Genomic DNA, 25,255 nt, shown 5'->3' on the forward strand with positions numbered 1-25,255 from the left:
CTCTGCGGGGATGACGTATGTTAGCCGCGCGGTCACAGGAAATGACCAACCATCCGATGACTCTCCAAGGGGCCGAAATGCGGATGGATTCATGCATGATGGTCGGCATGATTGACAAGATCGCGTGGATCCACCTGGCGGACGGCAAGATCCTCAGCACCAGGTCACGGGGCAAGAGCGTCTACTACCTCCCCGGCGGCAAGCGCGAACCCGGCGAGAGCGACCTCGACACCCTCGTCCGCGAGATCGACGAGGAACTGTCCGTCGCCATCGTCCCCGCCACCGCCGCCCACCTGGGCACGTACCAGGCCCAGGCGGACGGCCACGCCGACGGCGTGGTCGTGAAGATGACCTGCTACACCGCCGACCACCGGGGGACGCCGACGCCCAGCAGCGAGATCGAGGAGGTCGTCTGGCTCACCTACGCCGACCGCGACCGCGTGGCGCCCGTGGACCAGATCATCTTCGACGACCTCCACCGGGACGGCCGACTCCGCTGACCCCGACGCCCATCCTGAGGTCACCAGGACGGGCCCCGCTGACCCCGACGCCCGCCCGGGAGTCACCAGGACGGGCCCCGCTGACCCGGCGCCCATCCGGGAATCACCAGGACGGGCGCCGGGGGCGCCTACCCCGCCCAGGCGGGCAGCGGCAGGCGGGGCGCGGACAGGGGGCGCATGGCGATGCGAAGCAGGGCCAGCGCGTTGTCGTCGCCCGCGATGCGGTTGGCGCTGAGCTCGTCGCAGGACTGGCAGTGGTGGATGAGCAGCCACTCCCCGTCCGGCCGTACGGTGATGCTCAGCGCCGCCATCCTGCCCCGGCAGGCCGCGCGCCGGTCCCCCGGGATCCGGTGGTCGACGTGGAGGCTCGTCAGGCAGTGCGGGCAGTGGTTGCGGTGGGCGGTGCCCGGCGCGATCATCGGGACGTCCAGCCTGCAGGAGACGCAGCGGAACGCGTCCGGGTGATGCGCTTTCTTGCGTTGCGGGGCCCGCTCCCGGGCCGGATTCCTCCTGGGCATGTCACAGACCGCCGAACGCCTCGAGCGGGAACGGCGGCTGCGCCAGCGGCCGTACGGCCATGCGCATGAGGATGAGCTGGTTGTCGTCCCCGCAGATGGGGTTGGACGTCAGCTCACCGCACCGGGTGCAGCGATGGATGAGCATCCAGTCGCCGGTGCGCAGGACCGCGATCGAGATCGGGATCATCCGCGCTCTGCACTCCGAGGGGCCGCCTTCCGCACGGTCGAGCACGTGCTGCGAGTGCAGGCAGCTCGGACAGTGGTTGCGGCGGGTGCCGTCCGGCGCGGCCGCGGTCACGGTCAGGCCGCAGCGCACGCACGGGAAGGTTTCGGTGTTCACGATGGAACGGGGTTTGCCGTTGGTGGACAACCTGGGTACTCCTTGCCGGAATGACTTTGTCGAAAGGCAGCAAGAGAGCGCCGAGCGAACCTCGCGGCGTACGCGGGCATGCTGGTACGGCAGGCGGTCCGGCCTGTCAGAGGTGAGGTTTCAGAGGCAGGATCCGCCCACGGCACGACGAGGCGCGCAAGGCGCGGTGCCAGGCATCAATCCACCCCTTTCCAGATCATGAGCTCCATCGTCAGGACATCAGGGAGGGTAGCGGGGCCGGTTCCGTGACCGCCAATGGTTTTCCTGGCCATCGACCGAATGATCTTCTAGGTTCGGACGTATGGGCATCGGGACCACCGAGGAACACCAGGCGCTGGCCGACTCCGTCCGGGGGCTCGCCACACGTACGACCGAGCACGCGGCCCTGGCCGGGCAGGGGATTCTGGGGTTGCATCTGCCCGAGGAGTGCGGCGGGCAGGGGTACGGGCTGCTGGAGCTGTGCGTCGCGCTGGAGGCGCTGGGTGAGCGTCGGGTCCCGGGTGCGTACCTCCCGACCGTCCTGACCTCAGCCGCCCTCACCTGGCCGGCCGCCCATCCCACCGACCCCCAGCCGAAGACGGACCACCCAGAAGGGGACCTCGCCGCCGCCGAGCCGGCGACGGACCGCCCAAGCAGGGGCGCCTCGATCGCCGCGCCGGAGACAGGCGGCCCAGACGGGATCCCCGCGGCCGCCGGGCCGGAGACGGGCCGTCCGGGCAGAGGCGCCGCAGTCACCAGGCCGGAGGCAGGCCGCCCAGACGGGATCCCCGCGGCCGCCGGGCCGGAGACGGGCCGTCCTTGCGTGGCCAACGCGCCGCTGATCGCCGGGCTCGCCGACGGGTCCATGACCGCCGCCGTCGCGTTCCCAGTCGAGGGTGGCGATCGGGGACGGTTCCTGGCGCTGGGCTCGCCGGAGGCCGACCTCTTCCTCGTGCCGGTGGACGGCCGGGGGTGGGCGGTGCTCGACCGCGCCGACGTCGTCGCCGAGCCCGCCGACGGCGTCGACCTCGACCGGCCGCTCTGCTCCGTCACCGCGCGCACAGTACCCGCCGACCGGGTGCTCGGCGAGGTGCCGGTACGGGAGCTCGCCGCCGTACTCCTGGGGGCGGACGCGTGCGGCGTGGCGGCGTGGGCCGTGCGGACGGCAGCCGAGTACGCCAAGGTGCGCGAGCAGTTCGGGCGGCCGATCGGGCAGTTCCAAGGGGTCAAGCACCGGGTGGCCGCCGCACTCGTGACCCTCGAACAGGCACGCGCCGCCGTATGGGACGCCGCCCGAGCCCTGGACGCCGCACCCAGGGGCGGGCTTGGGAGTGAGGTCCGACCGACGGCCCAGGATGCCACCGGAGATGGGCTCACGGCCGAGACCAGACCGGCGACGGACGCCACCAAAAGCGGCCCTGGAGGCGAGACCAGACCGGCGGCGGACATCGCCGGAGGTGGGCTCGGGGGTGAGGTCGGGCTGGCGGTGGCGGTGGTCGGGGTGTTGGGGAGCGAGGCGGCCGTGCGGTGTGCGGCGGATGCGATCCAGGTGCTCGGCGGCATCGGCTACACCTTCGAGCACGACGCCCACCGCTACTACCGCCGGGCGCTGTCCGACCGCATGCTGGCCGGCGACCCGGGACCGTGGGCCGAGGAGGTGGCCGGGCTGGCGGTGGCCGGGGTGCGGCGGGCCATGGAGCCGGACCTGCCCGAGGAGGCCGCCGCCGTCAGGGATGCCATCCGGGCGGAGGCCGAATCGCTGCGGGCCGAGGAGCCGCCGGCCCGTCTGGGCAGGTTCGCGAGGGAGGGGTGGATCATGCCGTACCTGCCCCGGCCCTGGGGCAGGGACGCCTCGCCGCTGGAGCAAGTGATCATCCACCAGGAGTTCCGCGACCTGAAGCGGCCGAACCTGGGCATCGCGGCCTGGGCCGTCCCCTCCATCGTCCGGTACGGCACGCGGGAGCAGCAGGAGCGGTTCCTGCCGAAGACGTTCACCGGGGAGATCGTGTGGTGCCAGCTGTTCAGCGAGCCCGGCGCCGGGTCCGATCTGGCCGGGCTGGCGACGAAGGCCACGAGGGTGGAGGGCGGCTGGTCGCTGACGGGTCAGAAGATCTGGACGTCCCTCGCCCAGTACGCCCACTGGGGCATCTGCCTCGCCCGGACTTCTCCCGAAAAAGCGAAACATAACGGGATCACGTACTTCCTGGTGGACATGGCGTCTCCGGGGGTCACCGTCAGGCCGCTCAAGGAGATCAACGGGGACGAGGTGTTCAACGAGGTCTTCCTCGACGACGTCTTCGTACCGGACGACCTGGTCGTCGGCGCGGTGGACGAGGGCTGGCGGGTGGCCCGCGACACGCTCTCCCACGAACGCGTCGCGCTCGGCGACTCCTGGGGCCCCGGCTCGCAGCACACCGACATGGCCGAGCTGATCGCGAAGCTGCCCCCGCTGCGGCAGTCGCAACGCGAGCAGGCCGGTCGGCTGTGGGCCGAGGGCCAGGCCATCTCGGCCCTCGGCCTGCGCGTGACACTCTCCAAGCTGTCCGACCCCCGGCCGTCCGACCCCCGGCCGTCCGGCTCCCGGCCGTCCGGCTCCCGGCCGTCCGGCTCCCGACCGTCCGACTCCCGACCGTCCGACTCCAGGCCGTCTGACTCGAGGCTGCCCGGCTCCAGGCCATCCGGCGAGGGTTTGGGTGGCTCCGGACGGCCCGGCTCTGGCGCCGCGGTAAGGCCGGGCGCCGATGGCGCGACCGCGTCCAGCGTGCGGAAGCTGCTCGGCATGCGGCACGCTCAGGCGATCTCGGAGTTCTGCTGGTCGCTGGCCCCGGCGAGCCGCCACTGGAACCGTATGATCCTCGCGACGCGGGCGTTCACGATCGGCGGCGGCACCACGGAGGTGCAGCTCAACATCATCGCCGAACGCGCCCTCGGCCTGCCGCGCGACCCGTGATCAGCTCTTTGGGTAGTACGGCGCCGCCAGGTGCGCGTACACGATCGTGTTGTCCCGGTAGCTGTGCGCCTGCCGGTCGAACGTCCCCCCGCAGGTCACCAGCCGCAGCCCGGGATAGGCGAGCTTGCCGTACACCTTCTTGACGGGGAAGCTGCGCTTCGGCGTGTGCTCGACCTTGTCGACGACGAACACGGCCACCGAGCGGTCGGCACGCAGCACCTGCACCTGGTCGCCGCGCTTGACGTTCTTGAGGTTGGCGAAGACGGCGGGGCCGGACCTCGTGTCCAGGTGGCCGGTGATCACGGCGGCGCCGCGCTGACCGGGGACGGGGCCGTAGCGGTACCAGCCGGCCAGGTCCGGGGGGTCGAACGGCGGGTTCTCGATGGCGCCCTCCGCGTCCAGGCCCAGCTCCATGAGCCGGGCGGCCACGCCGATGGACGGGATGTAGACGGCGGTCGGCTTGGCGGCCCGCATGGGCGCGGCCACCTTGCCGAGCGGCAGGCCGGTGACCGGGGCCGCGCCCTCGACGGGTCCGCGCCGCGTGGCGGCGACGGGCTCCGGTACGGGCTCGCCGCCCACGATGCCGCTCAGCCCGAGCCCGATCAGCAACGCCCCGGCCAACGACACCGCACCGGCCACGACCAGCATCCCCCGCTGCCCGGACCTTCGGCCACCGCTCGACTCCGGCCCCTCACCAGGCTCCCGACCGATGTGCGGCTCAGGGCTCACGGCAGACACCGGCCCGCGACCGGACCTCGCCCCACGGTCGCCTCCCGCTCATAGGCAACTCCCGACCCTCACCAACGACCCGCTCCCGGCCTGTGCCCGCCTCCGAGACCACAGCAGCCACCCGGCCCGCCTCCTGCTCCCGGCCTCTGCGCGACACGTAGCCCTCAGCCGAGCCCCGACGCGCGGATGGGTCCCGGCGCTCGGTTGGACCCTGACGAGCGGATGAGCCCCGACGGTCGCCTGAATCCCGGCACTCGGCCGGACCCCGAGGCTCGACCGGGCTTCGGCGCTCGGCCGGACCCCGACGGTCGGCCGAGATCCGGCGCGCGGCTGGACCCCGACGGTCGGCCGAGATCCGGCGCGCGGCCGGACCCCGACGGTCGGCCGGGATCCGGCGCGCGGCCGGATCCCGATGCTCCGCCAGGACCCCACGTTCGGCCAGGGCCCGGCGCTTGGCCAGGATCCGACCTGGCGTTTGCGTTCCGGCCAAGCTAGGCGACACCTCTGCGGCGTCGTACCGCGACTCCCGCCAGCCCCGCGCCCGTCAGCAGCGCCACCCCGCCCAGCGCGAACGGCCACGTCGGGTCGTCCGGGGCGAGCCCGCCGCCGCCGGTCTCCGGGTGCCCCCTCGGCACCCGGTGCTCGTCCTCGGCCGCGGGTCGCCACGGCCGGGCGGACTCCACCGGCCCGGGCCAGGAGTCGCCGGGGCCGGGTTCGGCGGAGGGCGGCGGGCTCGGCTCCTCAGGCTCGGGTTCGGGCTGCTCGTTACAGAGCAGCGGCAGCGGAAGCAGGCAGGTGGGCAGGTCGACGGGTAGGTCGACCGGCAGGTCGGGACCGGTCCGGGCGGAGGCGTAGGACGGGCCCGCCGCCAGGGTCGCTCCTCCGACCGCGAAGACGGCCGCCAGCGCCGCGAGATGTCGCGCTTTTGCCATGAGAGAAGGCTCCAGAATCGGTTGTCGCCCCCGATACACAAGAGAGCCTTGCGAATTATTAGATAACGAGTCAAGTAATGTGACCGAAGTGAAATCAGCCAGACACGGAGGGTTTAAGCGCGTCCCAATGTGGCAGGAAATAACGGCATAAAGGGGGACAAATGCCATGAGCAATCCACAGCAGCCTGAGATTCGCAGATCAGGCAAATCGCCCACCGAGTTCAAGTCCACCCACCTCGTTCCCGACAAGCAGCGCGGCGCCAGGCGCGCCGAACACCCGCACGCCACGGACAAGGGCAACAAAGGGGGCGGCAAGGGCGGCGGCGTGCCTCCCGGCCAGCGCTCGCCGTACCCGGGGTGAGCCGACGTGAAAGGCAGCCTGCAGTTCATCGGGAACGCGACCACCCTGATCCGCTACAACGGCCTCACGCTGCTGACCGATCCCAACTTCCTGCACCGGGGCCAGCGGGCGTACCTGGGCTACGGCCTGTCCTCACGCCGTCTCACCGACCCGGCCGTGGAGATCGAGGACCTGCCGCCGCTCGACGGGGTGGTGCTGTCGCACCTGCACGGTGACCACTGGGACCGGGTCGCCCGCAGGAAACTGGACAAGGACACGGTGATCGTCACGACGACCGCGGCGGCCCGCAGACTCCGGCTCCAGGGCTTCCGCCGCAGCGTGGGGCTGGAGGAATGGCACACGCACGAGCTACGCGGCCCGCACGGCACGGTCAGGATCACCGCGCTGCCCGCCAAGCACGCGCCGGGCCCGGCCGAGGCGCTGCTGCCGCCGGTGATCGGCACGATGCTGGAGTTCCGCAACCTGGACGAACGGGTGGAGCTGACCGTGCACGTCAGCGGCGACACGCTGCTCGACCGCCGCCTGGACGCGATCCCGCGCCGCTTCCCCGACATCGACCTGGGCATCGTGCACCTGGGCGGCACCCGGCTGCTCGGCCTGCTGCTCGTCACGATGGACGGCGAGCAGGGCGCGTCGTGGTGCGACCTGATCAACCCGCACGCGGTCGTACCGGTGCACTACGACGACTACGCCGCCTTCACCTCGCCGCTGGACGACTTCCGCCACCACATCGAGCAGAACGGCCTGGCCGACCGCGTGGTCTACATGCGGCGGGGCGAGATCCGCGAACTCGCCCCGCACCACCTCGTCCGCTAGCTAGTCGGCGTTCCGGGCCCGGCTGGGCTGGACGCGCATGGGCTCGCCCGGCATTTTCGGGTAGTTGGGCGGGTACGGCATGTCGCCCCGGTCGTCCTTGGCGTAGAGCTCCAGCAGCGGTTCGATCGAGTACGCCACGTCGTCGATGGCCGCGTGCACGTCGCCCACCTCGGCGAACCGGGCCGGCACCGTACGGATGTCGAAGTCACGCGGATCGGCGTCGACCAGCTCGTCCCAGGTCAGCGGGGCCGAGACGGGGGCGTGCGGCTGGGCCCTGACGGAGTAGGCGCTGGCGACCGTACGGTCCCGGGCGTTCTGGTTGAAGTCGATGAACACCCGCTCCCCGCGCTCCTCCTTCCACCACGCCGTGGTCACCAGCCCGGGGTCCCGGTCCTCGACGGCCCTGGCCAGGGCGATGCCGGCGTGGCGTACCTGGATGAAGTCCCAGCGCGGCTCGATGCGTACGGCGATGTGCACGCCCCGGTTGCCCGACGTCTTCACGAACCCGGTCAGTCCCAGCTCCCCCAGCACCTCCCTGGTGAGCAGCGCCGCCTTGCGGGCGGCGGCGAAGTCCAGGCCCGGCTGCGGGTCCAGGTCGACGCGCAGCTCGTCGGGGTGCTCGACGTCGGAGGCCCGCACCTGCCAGGGGTGGAAGTCGAGGGTGCCGAGGTTCGCGCCGTAGGCGATGGCCGCCACCTCGGTGACCCGCAACGAATGCGCCGTACGGCCGCTCGGGAACCGCACCGTCACCGACTCGAGCCAGTCGGGGTGCTTGGGCGGCATCCGCTTCTGGTAGATCGCCTCCGTCTGGACGCCGTCGGGGTGGCGCTTGAGGTTGGTGGGCCGGTCCTTGAGCGCGCGCAGGGCGCCCTCCCCGACACTCACGTAGTACTCGACCAGCTCCCGCTTGGTGGCGCCGATCTCCGGGAAGTAGACCTTGTCGGGGTTGGTGACCTTGACGGTCCGCTCCCCCACCTGCAGCTCGATGTACGGCGATGCCATGCACCGAACCTACTCTCTGCTTATGGCCTCTGCTCCGCAGAGGCGGGCTCGGTCGCCTTGGAGCCGTTGCCTTCCCTCGTCGCTCCAGTCGCTACGCTCCTTGCGCTCCTCAGTCCAGGCAACGGCGCTCCCTCGCGCGCCATAGACGAGGTGGGCCCGTCCCGGAGCCGCCTCGGTGGCGGGACCGAGGGCTCGACGGGACGGGCCGCTAGATCACCCGCCGCCGTTCCGGGCGCTGGCGCGCCACCCGGCCGGCCGTGGCGATCCCCGGCGGCTCCAGCACGGGCGTGGGCTGTGCCGCTTGGCGGGATCTGCGGATGATCTCACCCCTGACAGGAGGCGATGACACCCCCTTGCCTACAAAGACGCGAATTCACCCCAGAACAGATGCTTCAGCCTGCGAAGATCTCTTTTTGCCTGATCTCTCATCGCCGCCGATCTCGTACGCTGGACGCATGGAGAAGGTGGTCAAAAGCGATGCCGAGTGGCGGGTCCAGCTCTCGCCCGAGGAGTTCCACGTCCTCAGGGAGGCCGGGACGGAGCGCCCGTTCACGGGCGAATACGTCGACACCAAGACGGAGGGCGTCTACTCGTGCCGCGCGTGCGGGGCGGAGCTGTTCCGGTCGGAGACGAAGTTCGAGTCGCACTGCGGCTGGCCGAGCTTCTTCGCGCCGAACGACTCCGACGCGGTCCGGCTGATCGAGGATCACAGCCATGGAATGGTCCGTACGGAGGTGCGCTGCGCGCGGTGCGACTCGCACCTGGGGCACGTGTTCCACGGCGAGGGATATCCCACTCCGACCGACGATCGTTACTGCATCAACTCGATCTCCCTGAAGCTGCTCCCCGTGGAATAGCCGGGCCGTGGTGGTGCTGCTTGAACCCAAGGGGTGATTAACTGGCGACAGGGCGTACCGATCGCATGCCTCGGGTAGGAGATTCGTGTGCGCTTTGTCCATCTGCGCCATCGCTGGGTGACGATTGAGACCATCGGGCGGGTCGTGACGCAACGGTGTCAGCTGTGCGCCAAGACCCGCGTCCGGGTCCGCTAGTCAGGGGCGGGGTGGGTGACGCGGCAGCTGGTGTCGGACGGGCCGAGGATGTTGGCGAGCACGGGATTGCCGTTCTCGCCGAACTCCGCCTGTACGAACACGACCGGATGGGCCACTCCCCGCGCGCGCAGGTACGCCAGCCCGCGCTCGCACAGCGTGATCGCTTGGGACGAGTTCCCCGCCGTTTCCGGTAAATCCGTATAAATGCGCAAATATCCGCCGACGGTGCGGATGTCCTTGAGGCGTTTCAGGGCCTTGTCGTCCGGGCTCCAGTGCGTACGGAAATACTCGGCCGCCTGCTGATCGGTGTGCCGCGACGGGCCGTTCGCCTTGTACCCCTCAGCCTCGCCGGGGTCGGGACCGCCCGCCAACAGGTCTTCCGCGTCCGTGGTGCCCGGCACCAGCCCCTCCTGGACCCCGCCGGGAGAAACCGCCGCAGGAGAGTCCGGCGCGGCCGTGCTCGCAGCGGCCTGGGACGGCGGCTCGGACTTCGGCAGCTCACGCGCCCTGGCCTCCGCGCTCACCCTCGCCCTGGTGGTGGTGCCGTCCTTCCCCGGCAGCGCCGCGGAGCCGTTCTCCGGCTCGGCCCGAGCCTGCGGCGCCGGTCGCGCCCGCTGGGACGAGGCGGCGGTCAGCGCCCCGCCGAAGGTCCCGTTCGCGCCGAGCACCGCGGCCACTCCGCCGGCCAGCACCACGGCCCCGACCGCCCCGACCGCCCACCGCCGGCTCGGACCGCGCCGCCGCGCGTGCCGCGAGCGCGCCGCCACGTGACGTCCGGCCCCGCGCCGCCGGCTCCCCCGTTTTCCCGATCCACCCATCACCCCGCCCTCCCCACCACCGTGGGACGCCGCCCCCCGACGCCGCCCCGGACCTCGCCTTGGAACGTGCCACCGCAAGCCGCCCGCACGAACAGAGGATTTCCCTGATTGTGACAAAGCGGATAGATCAAGTCGCCTGGATCGCCAACTTCGGCCTCGCTCTTTCTGCCGTTATCCGCACGGCCCCTGGGGCAGCGAGGAGAGCAGGGGGCAGTGGCCGGTTCCACGAGCCGGGGGTGGGCCGGCCCGCGGAGATGGGCAGGGGGTGGGCCCATGACTGAGGCAACCGGCAGGGTGGCGTTGGTGACGGGGGCCAGCAGCGGAATCGGCGCGGCCACCGCACGCCTGCTGGCCGCGCGAGGGATGCGCGTGGTGGTCAACTACCTGCGCAGCGCCCCGGCGGCCGAGGAGGTCGTGGCCGGCATCGAGGCCGCGGGGGGCCGGGCCATGGCCGCGCAGGCCGACGTACGCGGGGCGACAGCGGTCGAGCGCATGGTCCGGCAGGTCGAGGCGGCGTGGGGCGGCATCGACGTGCTCGTGCACAACGCGCTCACCCCGTACGTGATCAAGCCGTTCCACGACATGACCTGGGAGGAGCTGGGCGGCAAGCTCGATGACGAGATGCGCGCAGCGTTCACGGTCACCAAGGCCGTCCTGCCCGCCATGACCGAACAGGGCTGGGGACGCATCATCTATCTCGGCACCGGCCTCAGCCGCCGCCCCCGGGAGGGCATGATCGCGCTGGGCACGGCCAAGGCGGCGCTGGCGCAGTTCGCCCGGTATCTCGCCCAGGAACTGGGGCCGCGGGGCATCACGGTCAACGTCGTCGAGCCGGGCCCGGTCGCGGACACCCGGATGGCGAACGCCCTCGACGAGGAGCTCGTACGGCGGCAGGTGGCCGCCACCCCGCTGGGCCGCCTGGCCCACCCGGGCGACGTCGCCCAGGTGGTCGCCTTCTACGCCGACGAGGACAACGCCTTCATGACCGGCACCACGGCCGCCGTCAACGGCGGGATGGCCATGTACTGATGCACACGATCGATCTCGCCTACGTCGGGCGTGGCCTGCACGAGGAGCTGGTCGCCTACATCGCCGACCAGCAGGGCTACTACGCCGACGAGGGCGTCCACGTCGCGCTGCGCGACGGCTGCGCCTGGGACGAGGAGCGGCTGCGCCACGTCGCCACCATCGGGCTCGGCCGGGCCGGCCTCGACCCGGACCTCGACATCCGCGCCGTCGTCCGCCCGCCCGGCGACTACGGCATGGACCTGCGCCGGCTGAGCGAGGGCAGGATCGACGCCGCCCTGGTCGGCAGCACCATGGCGCCGGAGGCGGTGGCCGCCGAGCACGGCTGGCGGGTGCTGGCCTGGGTCGGCGACCACTTCCAGGTCCCCACCGTGGGGGTGGCCGTCGATCCCACCTACCTCCGCCCGGACGACCCCTCGGTCCAGGCCGTCGTACGGGCTCACCGGCGTGCCCTTCGGGTGATCCACGACGAACCCGGCACCGCGGTGCGGCACCTCCGGACGTTCCTCGGCCGGCACACCGCGGAGGAGGCCCGAGCCCACTACGAGACGTTCATCGCGCCGTACTTCACCACCGAAGGCCAGGCCGACCTCGCCGTCGGCGCCGCCGCGATCACCGCGGTGGCCGCCGAACTCGGCGTCCCCGCCACCGTCACCGCGGCCGAGTTCTACCGCACCGGGACGGCGCCCGCCCGCTAGGGCAGGGCCGCGATCAGCTCGCGCACCGGCTTGCGGGCGCCCGTGTAGAACGGGATCTCCACGCGCGTGTGGCGGCGGGCCTGGGCGCCCCGCAGCGTACGCATCAGGTCGACGATCCGGTGCAGCTCGTCGGCCTCGAACGCCAGCATCCACTCGTAGTCGTTGAGCGAGAAGCACGCCACCGTGTTGGCCCGCACGTCGGGATAGTCGCGCGCCATCCTGCCGTGCTCGGCGAGCATGGCCCGCCGCTCGGAGTCCTCGAGCAGGTACCACTCGTACGACCGCACGAACGGATAGACGCTCACGTAGGCCCGCGGCTCCTCCTCCGCGAGGAAGGCCGGGATGTGCGACTTGTTGAACTCGGCCGGCCGGTGCAGCGCCATGGCCGACCAGACGGGCCTGCTGTGGCGGCCCAGCTCGGTGCGCCGGAACCTGGAGTAGACGTCCTGCAGGTCCTCGGGCGTGGGCGCGTGCCACCAGAACATGAAGTCGGCGTCGGCCCGCAGCCCGGCCACGTCGTAGACCCCCCTGGTCACGACGCCCTTGCCGGCGGCCTGGTCCAGCAGCTCCTCGACCTCACCCGCCAGGCCGTCTCGGTCGACGGGACACGGCTCGGTCACCTGGAAGACCGACCACATCGTGTAACGGATCACCTGGTTGAGATCGCGGGCCTTGGGCCGCGGGGCTGCCTCTGTCATGGCCTCTATTGTCCTCTCAAGGACAGGTGGTCCAGAATCCGGGCCGCGGCCGTACGCGCCGTGCCGATGCAGGCCGGAATGCCGATGCCGTCGTACGCGGCGCCGCAGACGGCCAGCGCGGGCTCCATGGCCACCGCCGCGCGCACCCTGGCCACCCGGTCGAGGTGACCCACGTTGTACTGCGGCAGCGCGCCGCCCCAGCGCGTGACCCTGGTGTCCAGCGGCAGCCCGCTGGTGCCCATCACGTCGGCCATCTCGGCGGCGGCCAGCGACACCAGCTCGGTGTCGTCCCGCTGCAGCAGGTGCTCCTCGCCGACCCGGCCGATCGAGCAGCGCAGGATCACCATGTCCTTGGCCAGGTGCGGCCACTTGACCGAGCTGAACGTAACCGCCTTGACCGGCCGCCTCTCCACGGGCGGCACCAGGTAGCCGCTGGAGGTGGGCGGCTCGGGGAAGGCGTCGAGCGGGTACGCGAGCGTGACGATGGCCATGCTGGCGTAGTCGATCCTGGCCAGCTCGCTCGCCGCCTTGGGCACCTCGGCCTTGAGCAGCCGGGAGGCCGCCGGCCCCGGCGTGGCCACGATCACCGCGTCCGCCTCGACGACCTCGGGCCTCGGGACCGGGCCGGTGACGAGCTGCCAGCCGTCGGCGGTCCTGCGCAGTTCGCGTACGGTGACGCCGGTCCTGATGTCCGCGCCCGACGCCTTGGCGACCGCCTCAGCCAGGCTGCCGACGCCGTTCCTGAGCGTCGTGAAGACCGGCCCGGCGTCCTTCGGCGCCTCCTCGACGAGCTGCCTGGCCCCGGTCAGCAGCGAGCGCTCGGAGCGGGCCACCGCCGCCACGCGCGGCATCGTGGCCTCCAGCGACAACCTGTCGGATCGGCCCGCGTAGACGCCGCCGAGCAGCGGATCGACCAGCCGCTCCACCACCTCGGCGCCCATCCTGGCCCGGATGTAGGCGGCCACGGACACGTCGGTGCGGACGAGCGTCGCCGGCAGGATCTGGTCGAGCGGCACGCGCAGCAGGCCGCCGGGCGAGACGATGCCTGACTTGGCCAGCTCGGTCAGGTCGGCGGGCACGCCCATGACCTGGCCCTTCGGCATCGGCCGCAGCGTGCCCCTGCTGTAGATGGCCGAGCTGGTCGTGCCGGGGGAGACCAGGTCGTCGCCGAGCCCCACGGCCCCGGCCAGTTCCTTGCCCTCGGGCCGCCTGGCCAGCATGGCCTCCGCGCCCGCGTCCACGCTCACCCCGGCGACCTCGGAGGCGTACAGCTTGCCGCCGATGCGCGAGGCGCCCTCCAGCACGGTCACCCTGACCCGCTTGCCCCCGCTCTGGCGGAGATACCACGCGGCGGCGAGACCGGAGATCCCTCCGCCGATGACGACCACGTGGGCCCGATTCCCTTCCACGCCTCCTGACGCTACCGCCTCAGCGCCCTGCCTCCCCCCTTGGGTGCGAGGGAGCGCCGTTGCCTGGACTGAGGAGCGTCGCAGTGACCTTAACGTGATTCATCCCTTCAAACCCGGGCGATCCGGCGTCCGTCTTATGGGCATGAGGAGAATCCGGTACGGAATCGCACTCGCGACCGCCTGCTCAGCCCTGCTCCTGGCCGGCTGCGGCGGGGGCGGCAGCCGCTCAGATGTCCTCACCAGCGACGCGGGCAGCGGGGCGGCCGCACCGGCCGTGGCCTCGGCGGCGTCGGCTGAGGCACAGGAGCAGGACGCCAGCAAGCAGCCGAGACCCGAGCGCCAGGACAGCGGCGGGCTGGTCTCGAACGTCAAGCTCGCCCAGCAGGACCGCCAGGTCATCTACACCGGCAGCATGACCGTACGGGCCAAGCAGGTCACCGCCGCCGTGCAGCAGGCCAAGCAGATCGTGACGTCGGCGGGCGGCTACCTGTCCAAGGAGGAGACCAGCTCGGCCAGCGACACCGAGGACACGGCCATGCTGGAGTTCAAGGTCCCGCCGGACAAGTACGCCGAGGTGCTCGCCCGGCTCGGCAAGGACCTGGGCAAGCAGCTGTCCATGAACCAGGGCACCCAGGACGTCACCATGCGGATGGCCGACGTCAACAGCCGGCTCAAGTCGGCGCAGCAGTCGCTGGACTCGCTGCGTACGCTGCTGAAGAAGGCCGACACGATCGGGCAGGTCCTGCAGGTGGAACGGGAGATCTCCACGCGCGAGGCGGACCTGGAGTCGCTGCAGGCGCAGCAGAAGGAGCTGGCCACGCAGGTCGCCATGGCCACGCTGACGCTCCGGCTGGTCGGGCCGGTCACCGAGGTCCAGGATCCCGAGGAGGAGCCCGCGGGCTTCCTGGGCGGGCTGAAGGCGGGCTGGACGGCACTGGTGTCGTTCACGAAGGTCGCGCTGACGGTGCTCGGCGCGCTGGTGCCGTGGCTGGTCGCGTCGCTGCCGCTGATCGCGCTGATCATCTACCTGGCGCGGCGCAATCGCGTCAGGCGCCCCCGCGTCCCCGCGCCCCCGCCGGGCCCCGGCCCCGGCCCCGGCCCCGAGGCGGCCTGACCGCCGCGAGGCCGGGTACGCCGTCCGGGCCGGCCCCGGCGTGGGCCGACCCGGACGTCGATCATCAGACCAGGTCGAACCGGTCGAGGTTCATGACCTTGTCCCACGCCGCGACGAAGTCCGTCACGAACTTCTCCTTCGCGTCGTCGCTCGCGTAGACCTCCGCGAGCGCGCGCAGCTCGGAGTTGGACCCGAAGACGAGGTCGGCCCGGCTGCCGGTCCACTTGACCTCGCCGGTGGCGTCGTCCCTGCCCTCGAACGTGTTCGCGTCCTCCGAAGTCGCCGTCCACGTCGTGCCCAGGTCGAGCAGGTTGACGAAGAAGTCGTTGGTCAGCGCCCCGGGGGTCTCGGTGAGGACGCCGAGCTGCGACTGCTGGTAGTTCGCGCCCAGGACGCGCAGGCCGCCGACGAGGACCGTCATCTCGGGGGCGCTCAGGGTCAGCAGGTTGGCCCGGTCGATGAGCAGGTATTCGGCCGGCAGCCGGTTGCCCTTGCCGAGGTAGTTGCGGAACCCGTCGGCGACCGGCTCGAGCGCGGCGAACGACTCGACGTCGGTCTGCTCCTGCGAGGCGTCCACGCGGCCCGGCGTGAAGGGCACCTGGACGTCGAAGCCGGCGTCCTTGGCGGCCTTCTCCACGGCCGCGGCACCCGCGAGCACGATCACGTCGGCCAGCGAGACCTGCTTGCCGCCGGTCTGGGCGCCGTTGAACGCCTTCTGGATCCCCTCAAGGGTGCCCAGCACGATCGCCAGCTGGTCGGGGTTGTTGACCTCCCACCCGCTCTGCGGCTGCAGGCGGATGCGCGCGCCGTTGGCGCCGCCGCGCTTGTCGCTGCCGCGGAAGGACGAGGCCGACGCCCACGCGGTGGAGACGAGCTGCGACACCGTCAGGCCCGAGGCCAGGATCTGGCCCTTGAGGGTGGCGATGTCCTCGGCGTCGATGAGCTCGTGCGTCACCGGGGGCAGCGGGTCCTGCCACAGCAGCGTCTCGGACGGGACCTCCGGGCCGAGGTAGCGGGCGACCGGGCCCATGTCGCGGTGGGTCAGCTTGAACCACGCGCGGGCGAAGGCGTCGGCGAACTCGTCGGGGTTCTCCAGGAAGCGCCGCGAGATCTGCTCGTAGACCGGGTCGAACCGGAGCGACAGGTCGGTGGTCAGCATCGTCGGAGCGTGGCTCTTCGACGGGTCGTGGGCGTCGGGGACGGTGCCCGCGCCCGCGCCGTCCTTCGGCCGCCACTGGTTGGCGCCGGCGGGGCTCTGGAACAGCTCCCACTCGTAGCCGAACAGGATCTCGAAGAAGCTGTTGTCCCAGGTGGTCGGGGTGTTCGTCCAGATGCCCTCGAGACCGCTGGTGATCGTGTCGCCGCCCTTGCCGGTGCCGAAGCTGTTCTTCCAGCCCAGGCCCTGCGCCTCGATCGGGGCGGCCTCGGGGTCGGGGCCGACGTTGTCGGCCGGGCCGGCGCCGTGGGTCTTGCCGAAGGTGTGACCGCCGGCGATCAGGGCGACCGTCTCCTCGTCGTTCATCGCCATCCGGCGGAACGTCTCGCGGATGTCGCGGGCCGCGGCCAGCGGGTCGGGGTTGCCGTTCGGGCCCTCGGGGTTGACGTAGATGAGGCCCATCTGGACCGCGCCCAGCGGGCTCTCCAGCTCGCGGTCGCCGGTGTAGCGCTCGTCGCCGAGCCAGGTGGTCTCGGGGCCCCAGTAGACGTCCTCGTCGGGCTCCCAGACGTCCGCGCGGCCGCCGGCGAAGCCGAAGGTCTTGAAGCCCATCGACTCCAGGGCGACGTTGCCGGCGAGGATCATGAGGTCGGCCCACGAGAGCTTCTGGCCGTACTTCTTCTTGACCGGCCAGAGCAGGCGGCGGGCCTTGTCGAGGTTTCCGTTGTCGGGCCAGCTGTTGAGCGGGGCGAAGCGCTGCTGCCCGGCCCCGGCGCCGCCGCGGCCGTCACTGATCCGGTACGTGCCCGCGCTGTGCCAGGCCATCCGGATGATGAACGGGCCGTAGTGGCCGAAGTCGGCCGGCCACCAGTCCTGCGAGGTCGTCAGCACCTCCGCGATGTCGCGCTTGACGGCCGGCAGGTCGAGGCTCTTGAACGCCTCGGCGTAGTCGAACTCCTGGCCGAGGGGGTTGGTCTCGGCGGGGTTCTTGGCGAGGATCCTCAGGTTGAGCCGCTCCGGCCACCACTGGCGGTTGCCGCCGCCCTGAGTCGGATGCGGGGCGCGCTGGTGCGCGACCGGGCAGCCCGCGCCTTCCGCCTTCGCGTCAGTGACGATTGCATCATGGTTCTCGGACATGCAAATCCTTCCGGATCAGTTCACGGTGCTCAGGAACCGCTGGCGGTGGAACAGTCGGGGCACAGGCCCCAGTAGATGACCTCGGCCTCGTCGATCGTGAAGCCGTGGGCGTCGGACGCGGTCAGGCAGGGCACCTCGCCCACCGCGCAGTCGACGTCGGCGACGACACCGCACGAGCGGCACACGACGTGGTGGTGGTTGTCGCCGATGCGTCCCTCGAACCGGGCCGGGCTGCCGGCCGGTTCGATGCGACGTACGAGCCCCGCCGCGGTGAGCGCGTGCAGGGCCTCGTACACGGCTTGAAGGGAGACATGGCCGACACGGTCGCGCACCCGGGACGCGATCGCCTCGACATCGAGGTGGTCACCCTCCCGGACGGTCTCGAGAAGTGCGACGCGGGCGGCCGTCACTCTCAGGCCTACACCGCGCAGCTCCTCGGCGGTGGTCTTCATAAACACGAACTATACAAGATAGTGAACCCTTCAAGTCTAGTGACGCGCCGGGAAAACATTGCGTGGACATGCGAAAAGGCCTGCCCCGCGCTGCGGGACAGGCCTCGGGGCCGCGGCCGGGCGTCAGCCGGTGACGCTCGCCTCGTGGACCAGGTCGGTGAGGCGCTTGAGCTGATCGGGGTCGGTCGAGGGCAGCACGCCGTGCCCCAGGTTGAACACGTGCCCCTCGGCCGCCCGGCCCTGGCGCAGCACCTCGCGCGCCTTGCGCTCGACGACCTCCCATGGCGCCAGGAGCACGGCCGGGTCGAGGTTGCCCTGGAGCGCCCTGCCGGGGCCGACCCGGCGGGCCGCCTCGTCGAGCGGCACCCGCCAGTCCACGCCCACCACGTCGGCCCCGGCCTCGCCGAGCACGCCGAGCAGCTCGCCCGTGCCGACGCCGAAGTGGATGCGCGGCACGCCCGTCACGCCCTCGAAGATCCGCCGCGTGTACGGCAGGACGAACTCCCGGTAGTCGGCCGGCGCCACCGCCCCCACCCAGGAGTCGAAGAGCTGCACGGCCGAGGCACCGGCCGCGACCTGGAGGCGCAGGTGCTCCAGGACGATCGTGGACAGCCGCTCCATGAGTGCGTGCCACAGCTGCGGCTCGCCGTACATCATGGCCTTGGTGCGGTCGTGGTTCTTGGACGGGCCGCCCTCGATGAGGTAGGAGCCGAGCGTGAACGGCGCCCCGGCGAAGCCGATCAGCGGCGTGCCGCCCAGCTCGCCGGTCAGCGCGCGGATGGCCTCGGTGACGTACGGCACGTCGTCCGGCTCCAGCGGGCGCAGCGCGTCGATGCCCCTGGCGTCGCGGATCGGGTCGGCCACGACGGGGCCGACACCCGGCTTGATGTCGAGGTCGACGCCGATGGCCTTGAGCGGGACGACGATGTCGCTGAAGAAGATGGCCGCGTCCACGCCGTAGCGGCGCACGGGCTGCATGGTGATCTCGACGATCATGTCGGGCGTCGCGCAGGCGGTGAGCATCGGCACGCCCCCGCGGACCTTGTGGTATTCCGGCAGCGCCCGACCGGCCTGGCGCATGTACCAGACCGGGGTGTGCGGGACGGGCTGGCGGCGGCAGGCACGCAGGAACGCTGAGTCGGCGAGGTTCACCCCACAAGGGTGCCACGTCCGGGCGGCGGTCCCGACACTGGTGCGAGGTGTCGGAAAAACATCGATCGAACACCCCAAGTCATGATCAGATAGCCAGATGAAGGTTTACCGGTCTGCTCGGCATCGGCGACGCACGAGGGTCGAACACACCCCATGCCCGGCCAGAGTGCCGGTCTCGACTGGGCCAAATGTTCACCAACCCCCCGCGCGGCATCGATTCAGAGACCACTTTCGGGACACGCCGAGCGCGTTGCGGGGAAATGTCAGCGGCTCGTGCCAACGTCGGAGCCACGACCCGAAGAAAGGCCCCGGTTCGATGACTCGTGCGACTACCGCGTTGTGGACTTCCCCAGAGCGCCGCAATGAGCGCTGCCTGTCCTGTGCCGGTGAGCGGCTGTTCGAGCAACCGCCGTGCCTCGACGGGCACGAGCCCGGCCACTGCCCGGAGTGGGCCTGCGTCGAGTGCGGTCACGCGATCGTCATCGGCACCGCCGAGTCCGTCCGACAGGTTCGCCGGCTGGTTACGGCAGCGGCTTGATCACGAAGGATGAGCACCCCTGTGGTCCCCTTCCGTCCGACTTCGACCTACGCTTCCGCTATGACACTCAGTGACCCGCCTCCTCCCCCCGCGGCGTTCACGCACGCGGCGGAGAGCATGCGGTTGACCGAGGTCAGGTCCGAGATCGAGCTGGAGGACCTGCCCGCGCCGCAGCGGCTGGCCCCCTACTCCTCGGCCATCGGCGCGTCGGTCTACCGCGACGACGACGAGCTCGCGGTGGGCAGGCTGATCCTGCTCTACGACCCCGACGGCCAGCGCGGATGGGAGGGCCCGTTCCGGCTGGTGGCCTACGTCAGGGCCGACATGGAGCCGGAGATCACCTCCGACCCGCTGCTCGGACCGGTCGTCTGGAGCTGGCTGACCGAGGCTCTGGAGGCCCACCAAGCCGACTACTCAGCCGCTGGCGGTACCGTGACAAGAGCCGTGTCAGAGGGGTTCGGCAACAAGGCCGAAGACCCGGTCACGACCGAGCTGGAGCTACGGGCGTCCTGGTCACCCGCGCAGGAGGATCTCTCCGGCCACGTCGCCGCCTGGTGCGACCTGATGTGCCTGGCGGCGGGGATCCCGCCGCTCCCGCCGGACGTGGCCGCCTTTCCCCGCCGCCGTGATGATCCGGAGAGTGACCGTACGAAGTGAGGGCACCAGTCAAGACAGCACCAGCGTCATGAGGTCGGTGAACTCGTGACAGAAGAACGTACCGTCGTGCCGCTCCTGGAGCCGCGCGAGGGCATTCCACCGGTCATCGCGGACGCCGACGCGCTGACTGAAATCGTTTCGCGTTTCGCGGCGGGCAAGGGTCCCGTGGCGGTCGACGCCGAACGCGCCTCCGGCTATCGCTACGGCAACCGCGCCTACCTCGTCCAGCTGCGCCGGGCCGGGGCCGGGACCGCGTTGATCGACCCGATCGCCTGCCCCGACCTGTCCGCGCTCGACGCGGCCGTGACCGACGCGGAGATCGTGCTGCACGCCGCCTCCCAGGACCTGCCGTGCCTTCTGGAGGTCGGGTTCAGGCCGCGGGAGATGTTCGACACCGAGCTGGCGGGGCGGCTGCTCGGCTACGAGCGGGTCGGGCTCGGCACGATGGTCGAGACCGTGCTCGGGCTGCGGCTGGAGAAGGGACACTCGGCCGCCGACTGGTCCACCCGGCCGCTGCCGGAAGACTGGCTGCGGTACGCGGCTCTCGACGTGGAGGTGCTGGTCGAGCTCCGCGACGTGCTCCACCAGGAGCTGGCCGACAGCGGGAAGCTGGAGTGGGCGCGCGAGGAGTTCGCCGCCGTGCTCAACACGCCGCCGCCGGTGCCGCGCTCCGATCCCTGGCGGCGTACGTCGGGCATCCACAAGGTCCGCAACGTTCGCGCGCTGGCGATCGTGCGGGAGTTGTGGACCATGCGCGACAGGATCGCCCGGGAGGCCGACCTGGCGCCGGGGCGGGTGTTGCCCGACGCGGCCATCGTCACCGCCGCGCTGGAGGGGCCCCGCACCAAGAAGGCCTTGACCGAAATATCAGCATTCACCGGGCGTAGCGCACGCCGCCACATGAGCGACTGGCTCGCCGCCGTCACCCGGGCCCGCGGACTGCCGGACAACCAGCTCCCGCAGCCGAGCACCCCGGGCGACGGGCCGCCACCGCCCAACCGCTGGGCCGACCGCGACCCGGCCGCCGCCAAACGCCTCGCCGCCGCGCGAGCGGTGGTGGCCGGGCTGGCCGAGCAGCACCACATGCCGACCGAGAACCTGCTCCAGCCGGACGCGGTGCGGCGGCTCACCTGGGAGCCGCCGGAGGAGATCACGGAGGAGACGGTGACGGAGCGGCTGCGCGAGCTCGGGGCCCGCGAGTGGCAGCTCTCCCTGACGGCCCAGCCCATCACCAAGGCCCTGGCCCGCCTGGAAACCCGCGGCGACCACTAACGCCCGGCCCTCCACCCCAACGCGCCCCACCCACCCGTAACGGGGAGGGTGGGGCGCATTGCATCGGACGCTCGAACGCCGGGCCGGTCGGCACACCCCCGCGCCGCACCCGAGCGCCACACCTCGGCACCTCGACCGAGCATCGCCTTCAATACCCTGAGCGTCCTTGCGTTCGGGCGGGCGCGTGGGTTCGCAGGGTGGGTTTTCGGGGGTGTGGGGGTTGGGGCTACTTGACGGGGTTGGTGGGGCGGCCGTACGGTTCGGGAAAGCGCTTTCCCCATGTTGTCCTGAAGGGATCCTCAATGAGCGTGCGCACCATTGGCGTCGTGATGAACGGCGTCACCGGGCGGATGGGCTACCGTCAGCACCTGGTCCGTTCCGTCCTGGCCATCAACGAGCAGGGCGGGGTCACGCTCTCGGACGGCGGCAGGGTGAAGATCAAGCCAGTACTTGTCGGCAGAAATGCCGATAAATTGGCAGATATCGCGGCGAAGCATGGGATTTCGGATTTCACTACGGAGCTCGACTCCGCCCTCGCCGACGACGACAACCTGATCTACTTCGACGCCCAGGTCACCAGTGCCCGCGTCAAGGCCGTCTTGAAGGCCATCGAGGCAGGTAAGCACATCTACGCCGAGAAGCCCACCGCCGAGTCGACGCAGGAGGCGATGGCGCTGGCCGAGGCCGCCGCGGCCAAGGGCGTCAAGAACGGCGTCGTGCAGGACAAGCTCTTCCTGCCCGGCCTGCTCAAGCTGAAGCGGCTGATCGACGGCGGCTTCTTCGGCCGCATCCTGTCGGTGCGCGGGGAGTTCGGCTACTGGGTGTTCGAGGGCGACTGGCAGGAGGCGCAGCGCCCGTCGTGGAACTACCGGGCCGAGGACGGCGGCGGCATCGTGCTCGACATGTTCCCGCACTGGCACTACGTGATGGAGAACCTGTTCGGCCGCGTCCAGTCCGTCTACGCCCGCGCCGTGACGCACGTCCCCTCCCGGGTGGACGAGCAGGGCAACACCTACCAGGCCACCGCGGACGACGCCGCGTACGGGATCTTCGAGCTCGAAGGCGGCATCGTCGCCCAGATCAACTCCTCCTGGACCGTCCGCGTGAACCGCGACGAGCTGGTCGAGTTCCAGGTGGACGGCACGCACGGCAGCGCCGTGGCGGGCCTGCGCAACTGCCGCGTGCAGCACCGCTCCGCCACCCCCAAGCCCGTCTGGAATCCCGACCTGCCCGCCACCGCCCGCTTCCGCGACGGCTGGCAGGAGGTGCCGGACAACGCCGAGTTCGACAACGGGTTCAAGGTGCAGTGGGAGGCATTCATCAAGCACGTGCTGGAGGACGCGCCCTTCCCGAACGACTTCGCCTCCGGCGCGCGCGGCGTGCAGCTCGCCGAGCTGGGGCTGCGTTCGTCCGCCGAGGGCCGCAGGATCGAGGTGCCGCAGCTGTGACGACGATCGACCTGCCCGGGATCGGCGCCTACACCCTGCGCGAGCCCGTCACGTGGGAGGTGCCCGGCGGGCCGCCCGCCGGCCGCGTCGTGTACGCGGCCGCGCACGTGGTGGCCGACCCGCTCGGCGACAACACGCCCGGCTCCCCCGCCGCCGTCGACTGGGACGCGACCCTGCGCTTCCGCCGCCACCTGTGGTCGCACGGCCTGCGCGTCGCGGACGCCATGGACACCGCCCAGCGCAACATGGGCCTGGACTGGGCGGCGACCAAGGAGCTCATCCGGCGCAGCGCCGCCGAGGCCCGCTCGTACGGCGACCCGGCGACGCTGGTGGCCTGCGGCGCGGGCACCGACCACGCGCCCCAGGCCGCCGACCTCAACACGATCACGGCCGCGTACGCCGAGCAGATCGAGACCGTCCAGTCGGCCGGCGCCGGGGTGATCGTCATGGCCTCCCGCCAGCTCGCCAGGGTGGCGGCCGGCCCGCAGGACTACCACCAGGTGTACGGCAAGCTGTTCGGCCTGGCGGACCGGCCGGTGATCCTGCACTGGCTGGGCGAGATGTTCGACCCGCAGCTGGCCGGCTACTGGGGTTCGGGCGACGTGGCGGCGGCCACCGAGTCGTTCCTGGAGCTGATCCACGCGCACGCCGCGATGGTGGACGGCGTCAAGGTGTCGCTGCTGGACGAGGAGCACGAGGTACGGCTGCGCGCCGCGCTCCCCGAGGGCGTCCGGCTCTACACGGGCGACGACTTCAACTACCCGTCGCTGATCAAGTCGGGCTCGCACGCGCTGCTGGGCATCTTCGACGCCATCGCCCCTGCGGCGACGGCTGCGCTCCAGGCCCTGGACGCGGCCGAGGCGGCGCAGGACGCGGACGAGGCCGCCCGGCAGCTCGCCCGCTACGACGAGATCTTCGCCCCGACCGTCCCTCTGTCCAGGAAGATCTTCGAGACGCCGACGTACAACTACAAGACCGGCATCGTCTTCCTGGCCTGGCTGAACGGCCACCAGGACGCGTTCGCCATGGTGAACGGCGCCCAGTCGGCCCGCTCGCTGCGGCACCTGGCGGAGGTGTTCCGCCTGGCCGACCAGGCCGGGCTCCTGTCCGACCAGGAGCTGGCCGTGAGGCGGATGAAGGCGCTGCTGGCGGTGAACGGACTGTGACTCTGTCCCTCAACCAGTGGACGACCCGGCGGTGGTCCGTCGCCGAGGCCGTGGACGGGTGCGTGCGGCACGGCCTGGAGGCCGTCGGGCTGTGGCGGGAGAAGGTCGCCGAGCAGGGCCTCGCGGAGAGCGTGAAGCTGGTGCGCGAGGCCGGCCTGCGGGTGTCCTCGCTGTGCCGGGGCGGCTTCCTCACGGCGGGCGGGCTGCCCGGCGAGGAGGGCCGGCGGGCCTTCGCGCAGGCGCTGGAGGACAACCGGCGGGCCATCGACGAGGCGGCCGAGCTGTCGGCGGCCTGCCTGGTGATGGTGGTCGGCGGCCTGCCCGGGGTGAAGCCGGGCGAGGCGCTGCCCGCGAGCGGGTTCTCGCGGGACGTGGCCGGGGCGCGCGGGCGCGTGGCGGAGGCGCTGGCCGAGCTGGCGCCGTACGCCGGGGAGCGCGGGGTCAAGCTGGCCCTGGAGCCGCTGCACCCGATCTACTGCCCCGACCGCGCCGTCCTGTCCACCCTGGGCCAGGCGCTGGACCTGAGCCTGGACCACCCGGAGGAGCAGGTCGGCGTGGTGGTCGACACGTTCCACGTGTGGTGGGACCCGAGGGTGTTCGAGGACATCGCGCGGGCCGGCCGCAGGATCGCCTCCTACCAGGTGTGCGACTACCTGCACCCGCTGCCGCAGGACATCCTGCTCGGCCGGGGCATGATGGGCGACGGCGTGATCGACTTCCGGCCGATCACGCAGGCCGTCCTGGACGCCGGTTACGCGGGCGACGTCGAGGTGGAGATCTTCAACGCCGACATCTGGGCCGCCGACCCCGACGAGGTGGTGGCCACGATGAAGGCCCGCTACGAGGACGTGGTGCTCCCCGTACGGTGACGCCGGGCGCTACCTCGGCTTGTCCCAGACCAGCAGGTAGCGCCGCAGGAGGAGGCGGCGGAAGCGGCAGCCGGCGGGCCGCCCGCCCCACCTCGCCCCACGACATGACGGGGTCCATGGCCGGCACGCCGGGACCGTGCTTGCCTCCGTGGAACAGCTTGAGCACGGGGGAGACCGCCTGGCCCGAGAGCCGGACGACCGCGTCCAGGAGCGTGCGGTCCCTGGCGTTGCCGACGATCACCAGCCGGCCGCCCGGCGCCGGCAGCCGCACCAGCGCGTCCATGGCCTCGCCGAAGCCCGCGTGGTGGACGACCGCGACGGCGGTGACGAGATCGTACTTGCCCTCGGGGAGCTCGCCGTCGAGGTAGTCACCCGCCACGAAGGACACGTTGCCGGGACGGCGCTCGCGGGCCATGGCGATCGCCTCGGCGGAGCG

At 71.5% G+C, this 25,255-nt stretch carries 24 protein-coding genes and 1 pseudogene; 13 read left to right on the top strand and 12 right to left on the bottom strand.

Features of this window, described 5'->3' with window-relative positions; translation table 11 throughout:
• The first annotated feature begins 107 nt into the window (after positions 1–107).
• Positions 108–500, top strand: a complete 393-nt coding sequence (locus HD596_RS57580; protein ID WP_185077775.1) for an NUDIX hydrolase — start codon at positions 108–110, stop codon at positions 498–500.
• 128 nt (positions 501–628) lie between these two features.
• On the opposite strand, the gene HD596_RS57585 is transcribed toward HD596_RS57580, so the two are convergent.
• Both HD596_RS57585 and HD596_RS57590 read right to left on the bottom strand, forming a co-directional pair.
• A complete protein-coding gene (locus HD596_RS57585) occupies positions 629–1,018 on the bottom strand; it encodes an RNHCP domain-containing protein (protein WP_185077776.1) in 390 nt (129 codons plus the stop codon).
• Between the two features lies 1 nt (position 1,019).
• Entirely contained in the window at positions 1,020–1,361 is a 342-nt protein-coding gene (locus tag HD596_RS57590; protein WP_376776175.1) for an RNHCP domain-containing protein, read from the bottom strand.
• 328 nt (positions 1,362–1,689) lie between these two features.
• Here HD596_RS57590 and HD596_RS63390 point away from each other — a divergent pair, with 328 nt between their 5' ends.
• Positions 1,690–4,317, top strand: coding sequence for an acyl-CoA dehydrogenase family protein (locus HD596_RS63390; RefSeq protein WP_246555512.1), 2,628 nt, complete (start codon positions 1,690–1,692; stop codon positions 4,315–4,317).
• Here HD596_RS63390 and HD596_RS57610 read toward each other — a convergent pair whose 3' ends face one another.
• A complete protein-coding gene (locus HD596_RS57610) occupies positions 4,318–4,965 on the bottom strand; it encodes a class F sortase (protein WP_185077778.1) in 648 nt (215 codons plus the stop codon).
• 572 nt (positions 4,966–5,537) lie between these two features.
• The gene (locus HD596_RS57615) at positions 5,538–5,978 is read right to left on the bottom strand and encodes a hypothetical protein (RefSeq protein WP_185077779.1); all 441 of its coding nucleotides are present in this window, start codon (positions 5,976–5,978) and stop codon (positions 5,538–5,540) included.
• Between the two features lie 166 nt (positions 5,979–6,144).
• Between HD596_RS57615 and HD596_RS57620 the strand changes: the two genes are divergently transcribed.
• Both HD596_RS57620 and HD596_RS57625 read left to right on the top strand, forming a co-directional pair.
• Positions 6,145–6,339, top strand: a complete 195-nt coding sequence (locus tag HD596_RS57620; RefSeq protein WP_185077780.1) for a hypothetical protein — start codon at positions 6,145–6,147, stop codon at positions 6,337–6,339.
• Between the two features lie 6 nt (positions 6,340–6,345).
• Complete coding sequence (locus HD596_RS57625) at positions 6,346–7,155, top strand: MBL fold metallo-hydrolase (RefSeq protein ID WP_185077781.1); 810 nt, start codon at positions 6,346–6,348, stop codon at positions 7,153–7,155.
• On the opposite strand, the gene ligD is transcribed toward HD596_RS57625, so the two are convergent.
• Positions 7,156–8,157, bottom strand: coding sequence for a non-homologous end-joining DNA ligase (gene ligD, locus HD596_RS57630; RefSeq protein ID WP_185077782.1), 1,002 nt, complete (start codon positions 8,155–8,157; stop codon positions 7,156–7,158).
• A gap of 455 nt (positions 8,158–8,612) precedes the next feature.
• On the opposite strand from ligD, the gene msrB reads away from it, so the two are divergent.
• Complete coding sequence (gene msrB / locus HD596_RS57635) at positions 8,613–9,014, top strand: peptide-methionine (R)-S-oxide reductase MsrB (protein WP_185077783.1); 402 nt, start codon at positions 8,613–8,615, stop codon at positions 9,012–9,014.
• Between the two features lie 191 nt (positions 9,015–9,205).
• Here msrB and HD596_RS57640 read toward each other — a convergent pair whose 3' ends face one another.
• Positions 9,206–9,976 (bottom strand): hypothetical protein, encoded by a 771-nt coding sequence (locus tag HD596_RS57640; RefSeq protein WP_185077784.1) that lies wholly within the window; start codon positions 9,974–9,976, stop codon positions 9,206–9,208.
• A 324-nt stretch (positions 9,977–10,300) separates the two neighbouring features.
• On the opposite strand from HD596_RS57640, the gene HD596_RS57645 reads away from it, so the two are divergent.
• Together HD596_RS57645 and HD596_RS57650 are read left to right on the top strand one after the other, a co-directional pair.
• Entirely contained in the window at positions 10,301–11,056 is a 756-nt protein-coding gene (locus tag HD596_RS57645; protein ID WP_185077785.1) for an SDR family NAD(P)-dependent oxidoreductase, read from the top strand.
• The gene (locus HD596_RS57650; RefSeq protein WP_185077786.1) at positions 11,056–11,751 is read left to right on the top strand and encodes a substrate-binding domain-containing protein; all 696 of its coding nucleotides are present in this window, start codon (positions 11,056–11,058) and stop codon (positions 11,749–11,751) included. Before HD596_RS57645 ends, HD596_RS57650 begins: the two co-directional genes overlap by 1 nt.
• On the opposite strand, the gene hemQ is transcribed toward HD596_RS57650, so the two are convergent.
• Together hemQ and hemG are read right to left on the bottom strand one after the other, a co-directional pair.
• Entirely contained in the window at positions 11,748–12,449 is a 702-nt protein-coding gene (hemQ, locus tag HD596_RS57655; protein WP_185077787.1) for a hydrogen peroxide-dependent heme synthase, read from the bottom strand. The genes HD596_RS57650 and hemQ overlap by 4 nt on opposite strands.
• A gap of 5 nt (positions 12,450–12,454) precedes the next feature.
• On the bottom strand, positions 12,455–13,858 hold the full coding sequence (gene hemG, locus HD596_RS57660) for a protoporphyrinogen oxidase (protein WP_185077788.1): 1,404 nt from the start codon (positions 13,856–13,858) through the stop codon (positions 12,455–12,457).
• 142 nt (positions 13,859–14,000) lie between these two features.
• On the opposite strand from hemG, the gene HD596_RS57665 reads away from it, so the two are divergent.
• Entirely contained in the window at positions 14,001–14,972 is a 972-nt protein-coding gene (locus HD596_RS57665) for a DUF4349 domain-containing protein (protein ID WP_185077789.1), read from the top strand.
• A 64-nt stretch (positions 14,973–15,036) separates the two neighbouring features.
• Here HD596_RS57665 and katG read toward each other — a convergent pair whose 3' ends face one another.
• The 3 genes from katG to hemE form a co-directional block, all read right to left on the bottom strand.
• Positions 15,037–17,265: a catalase/peroxidase HPI gene (gene katG / locus HD596_RS57670; protein ID WP_185077790.1), complete on the bottom strand. Its 2,229-nt coding sequence runs from the start codon at positions 17,263–17,265 to the stop codon at positions 15,037–15,039.
• Positions 17,266–17,294: 29 nt separating this feature from the next.
• Positions 17,295–17,717 carry a Fur family transcriptional regulator gene (locus HD596_RS57675; protein ID WP_185077791.1) on the bottom strand — a complete coding sequence of 141 codons (423 nt, stop codon included), beginning with the start codon at positions 17,715–17,717 and terminating at the stop codon, positions 17,295–17,297.
• 123 nt (positions 17,718–17,840) lie between these two features.
• Positions 17,841–18,845 carry a uroporphyrinogen decarboxylase gene (gene hemE, locus HD596_RS57680; protein WP_221521349.1) on the bottom strand — a complete coding sequence of 335 codons (1,005 nt, stop codon included), beginning with the start codon at positions 18,843–18,845 and terminating at the stop codon, positions 17,841–17,843.
• Positions 18,846–19,467: 622 nt separating this feature from the next.
• On the opposite strand from hemE, the gene HD596_RS57685 reads away from it, so the two are divergent.
• From HD596_RS57685 to HD596_RS57705, 5 genes are all read left to right on the top strand, one after another.
• The gene (locus HD596_RS57685) at positions 19,468–20,064 is read left to right on the top strand and encodes a DUF3000 domain-containing protein (protein WP_185077793.1); all 597 of its coding nucleotides are present in this window, start codon (positions 19,468–19,470) and stop codon (positions 20,062–20,064) included.
• Between the two features lie 45 nt (positions 20,065–20,109).
• Positions 20,110–21,336: a ribonuclease D gene (locus HD596_RS57690; RefSeq protein WP_185077794.1), complete on the top strand. Its 1,227-nt coding sequence runs from the start codon at positions 20,110–20,112 to the stop codon at positions 21,334–21,336.
• 302 nt (positions 21,337–21,638) lie between these two features.
• Complete coding sequence (locus tag HD596_RS57695; protein WP_185077795.1) at positions 21,639–22,784, top strand: Gfo/Idh/MocA family protein; 1,146 nt, start codon at positions 21,639–21,641, stop codon at positions 22,782–22,784.
• A complete protein-coding gene (locus HD596_RS57700; RefSeq protein ID WP_185077796.1) occupies positions 22,781–23,950 on the top strand; it encodes a dihydrodipicolinate synthase family protein in 1,170 nt (389 codons plus the stop codon). The genes HD596_RS57695 and HD596_RS57700 overlap by 4 nt, the downstream gene beginning before the upstream one ends.
• Entirely contained in the window at positions 23,947–24,819 is an 873-nt protein-coding gene (locus tag HD596_RS57705; RefSeq protein ID WP_185077797.1) for a sugar phosphate isomerase/epimerase family protein, read from the top strand. Before HD596_RS57700 ends, HD596_RS57705 begins: the two co-directional genes overlap by 4 nt.
• Here the strand turns inward: HD596_RS57705 and HD596_RS57710 are convergent.
• Positions 24,731–25,246 (bottom strand): annotated as a pseudogene (locus HD596_RS57710) (class I SAM-dependent methyltransferase); the annotation flags it as partial. The gene HD596_RS57705 and the pseudogene HD596_RS57710 sit on opposite strands and share 89 nt — an antisense overlap.
• Between the last annotated feature and the right edge of the window lie 9 nt (positions 25,247–25,255).

Origin of the sequence: Nonomuraea jabiensis (assembly GCF_014204795.1) — a bacterium.
Classification (GTDB): Bacteria; Actinomycetota; Actinomycetes; order Streptosporangiales; family Streptosporangiaceae; genus Nonomuraea; species Nonomuraea jabiensis.

Bases quoted from the DNA above. Each gene is read 5' to 3' on its own strand.
- HD596_RS57580 (WP_185077775.1), top strand. From the start codon at position 108: ATGATTGACAAGATCGCGTGGATCCACCTGGCGGACGGCAAGATCCTC.
- HD596_RS57585 (WP_185077776.1), bottom strand. From the start codon at position 1,018: ATGCCCAGGAGGAATCCGGCCCGGGAGCGGGCCCCGCAACGCAAGAAA.
- HD596_RS63390 (WP_246555512.1), top strand. From the start codon at position 1,690: ATGGGCATCGGGACCACCGAGGAACACCAGGCGCTGGCCGACTCCGTC.
- HD596_RS57610 (WP_185077778.1), bottom strand. From the start codon at position 4,965: ATGCTGGTCGTGGCCGGTGCGGTGTCGTTGGCCGGGGCGTTGCTGATC.
- HD596_RS57615 (WP_185077779.1), bottom strand. From the start codon at position 5,978: ATGGCAAAAGCGCGACATCTCGCGGCGCTGGCGGCCGTCTTCGCGGTC.
- HD596_RS57620 (WP_185077780.1), top strand. From the start codon at position 6,145: ATGAGCAATCCACAGCAGCCTGAGATTCGCAGATCAGGCAAATCGCCC.
- ligD (WP_185077782.1), bottom strand. From the start codon at position 8,157: ATGGCATCGCCGTACATCGAGCTGCAGGTGGGGGAGCGGACCGTCAAG.
- msrB (WP_185077783.1), top strand. From the start codon at position 8,613: ATGGAGAAGGTGGTCAAAAGCGATGCCGAGTGGCGGGTCCAGCTCTCG.
- HD596_RS57645 (WP_185077785.1), top strand. From the start codon at position 10,301: ATGACTGAGGCAACCGGCAGGGTGGCGTTGGTGACGGGGGCCAGCAGC.
- HD596_RS57650 (WP_185077786.1), top strand. From the start codon at position 11,056: ATGCACACGATCGATCTCGCCTACGTCGGGCGTGGCCTGCACGAGGAG.
- hemQ (WP_185077787.1), bottom strand. From the start codon at position 12,449: ATGACAGAGGCAGCCCCGCGGCCCAAGGCCCGCGATCTCAACCAGGTG.
- HD596_RS57665 (WP_185077789.1), top strand. From the start codon at position 14,001: ATGAGGAGAATCCGGTACGGAATCGCACTCGCGACCGCCTGCTCAGCC.
- katG (WP_185077790.1), bottom strand. From the start codon at position 17,265: ATGTCCGAGAACCATGATGCAATCGTCACTGACGCGAAGGCGGAAGGC.
- HD596_RS57675 (WP_185077791.1), bottom strand. From the start codon at position 17,717: ATGAAGACCACCGCCGAGGAGCTGCGCGGTGTAGGCCTGAGAGTGACG.
- HD596_RS57685 (WP_185077793.1), top strand. From the start codon at position 19,468: ATGACACTCAGTGACCCGCCTCCTCCCCCCGCGGCGTTCACGCACGCG.
- HD596_RS57695 (WP_185077795.1), top strand. From the start codon at position 21,639: ATGAGCGTGCGCACCATTGGCGTCGTGATGAACGGCGTCACCGGGCGG.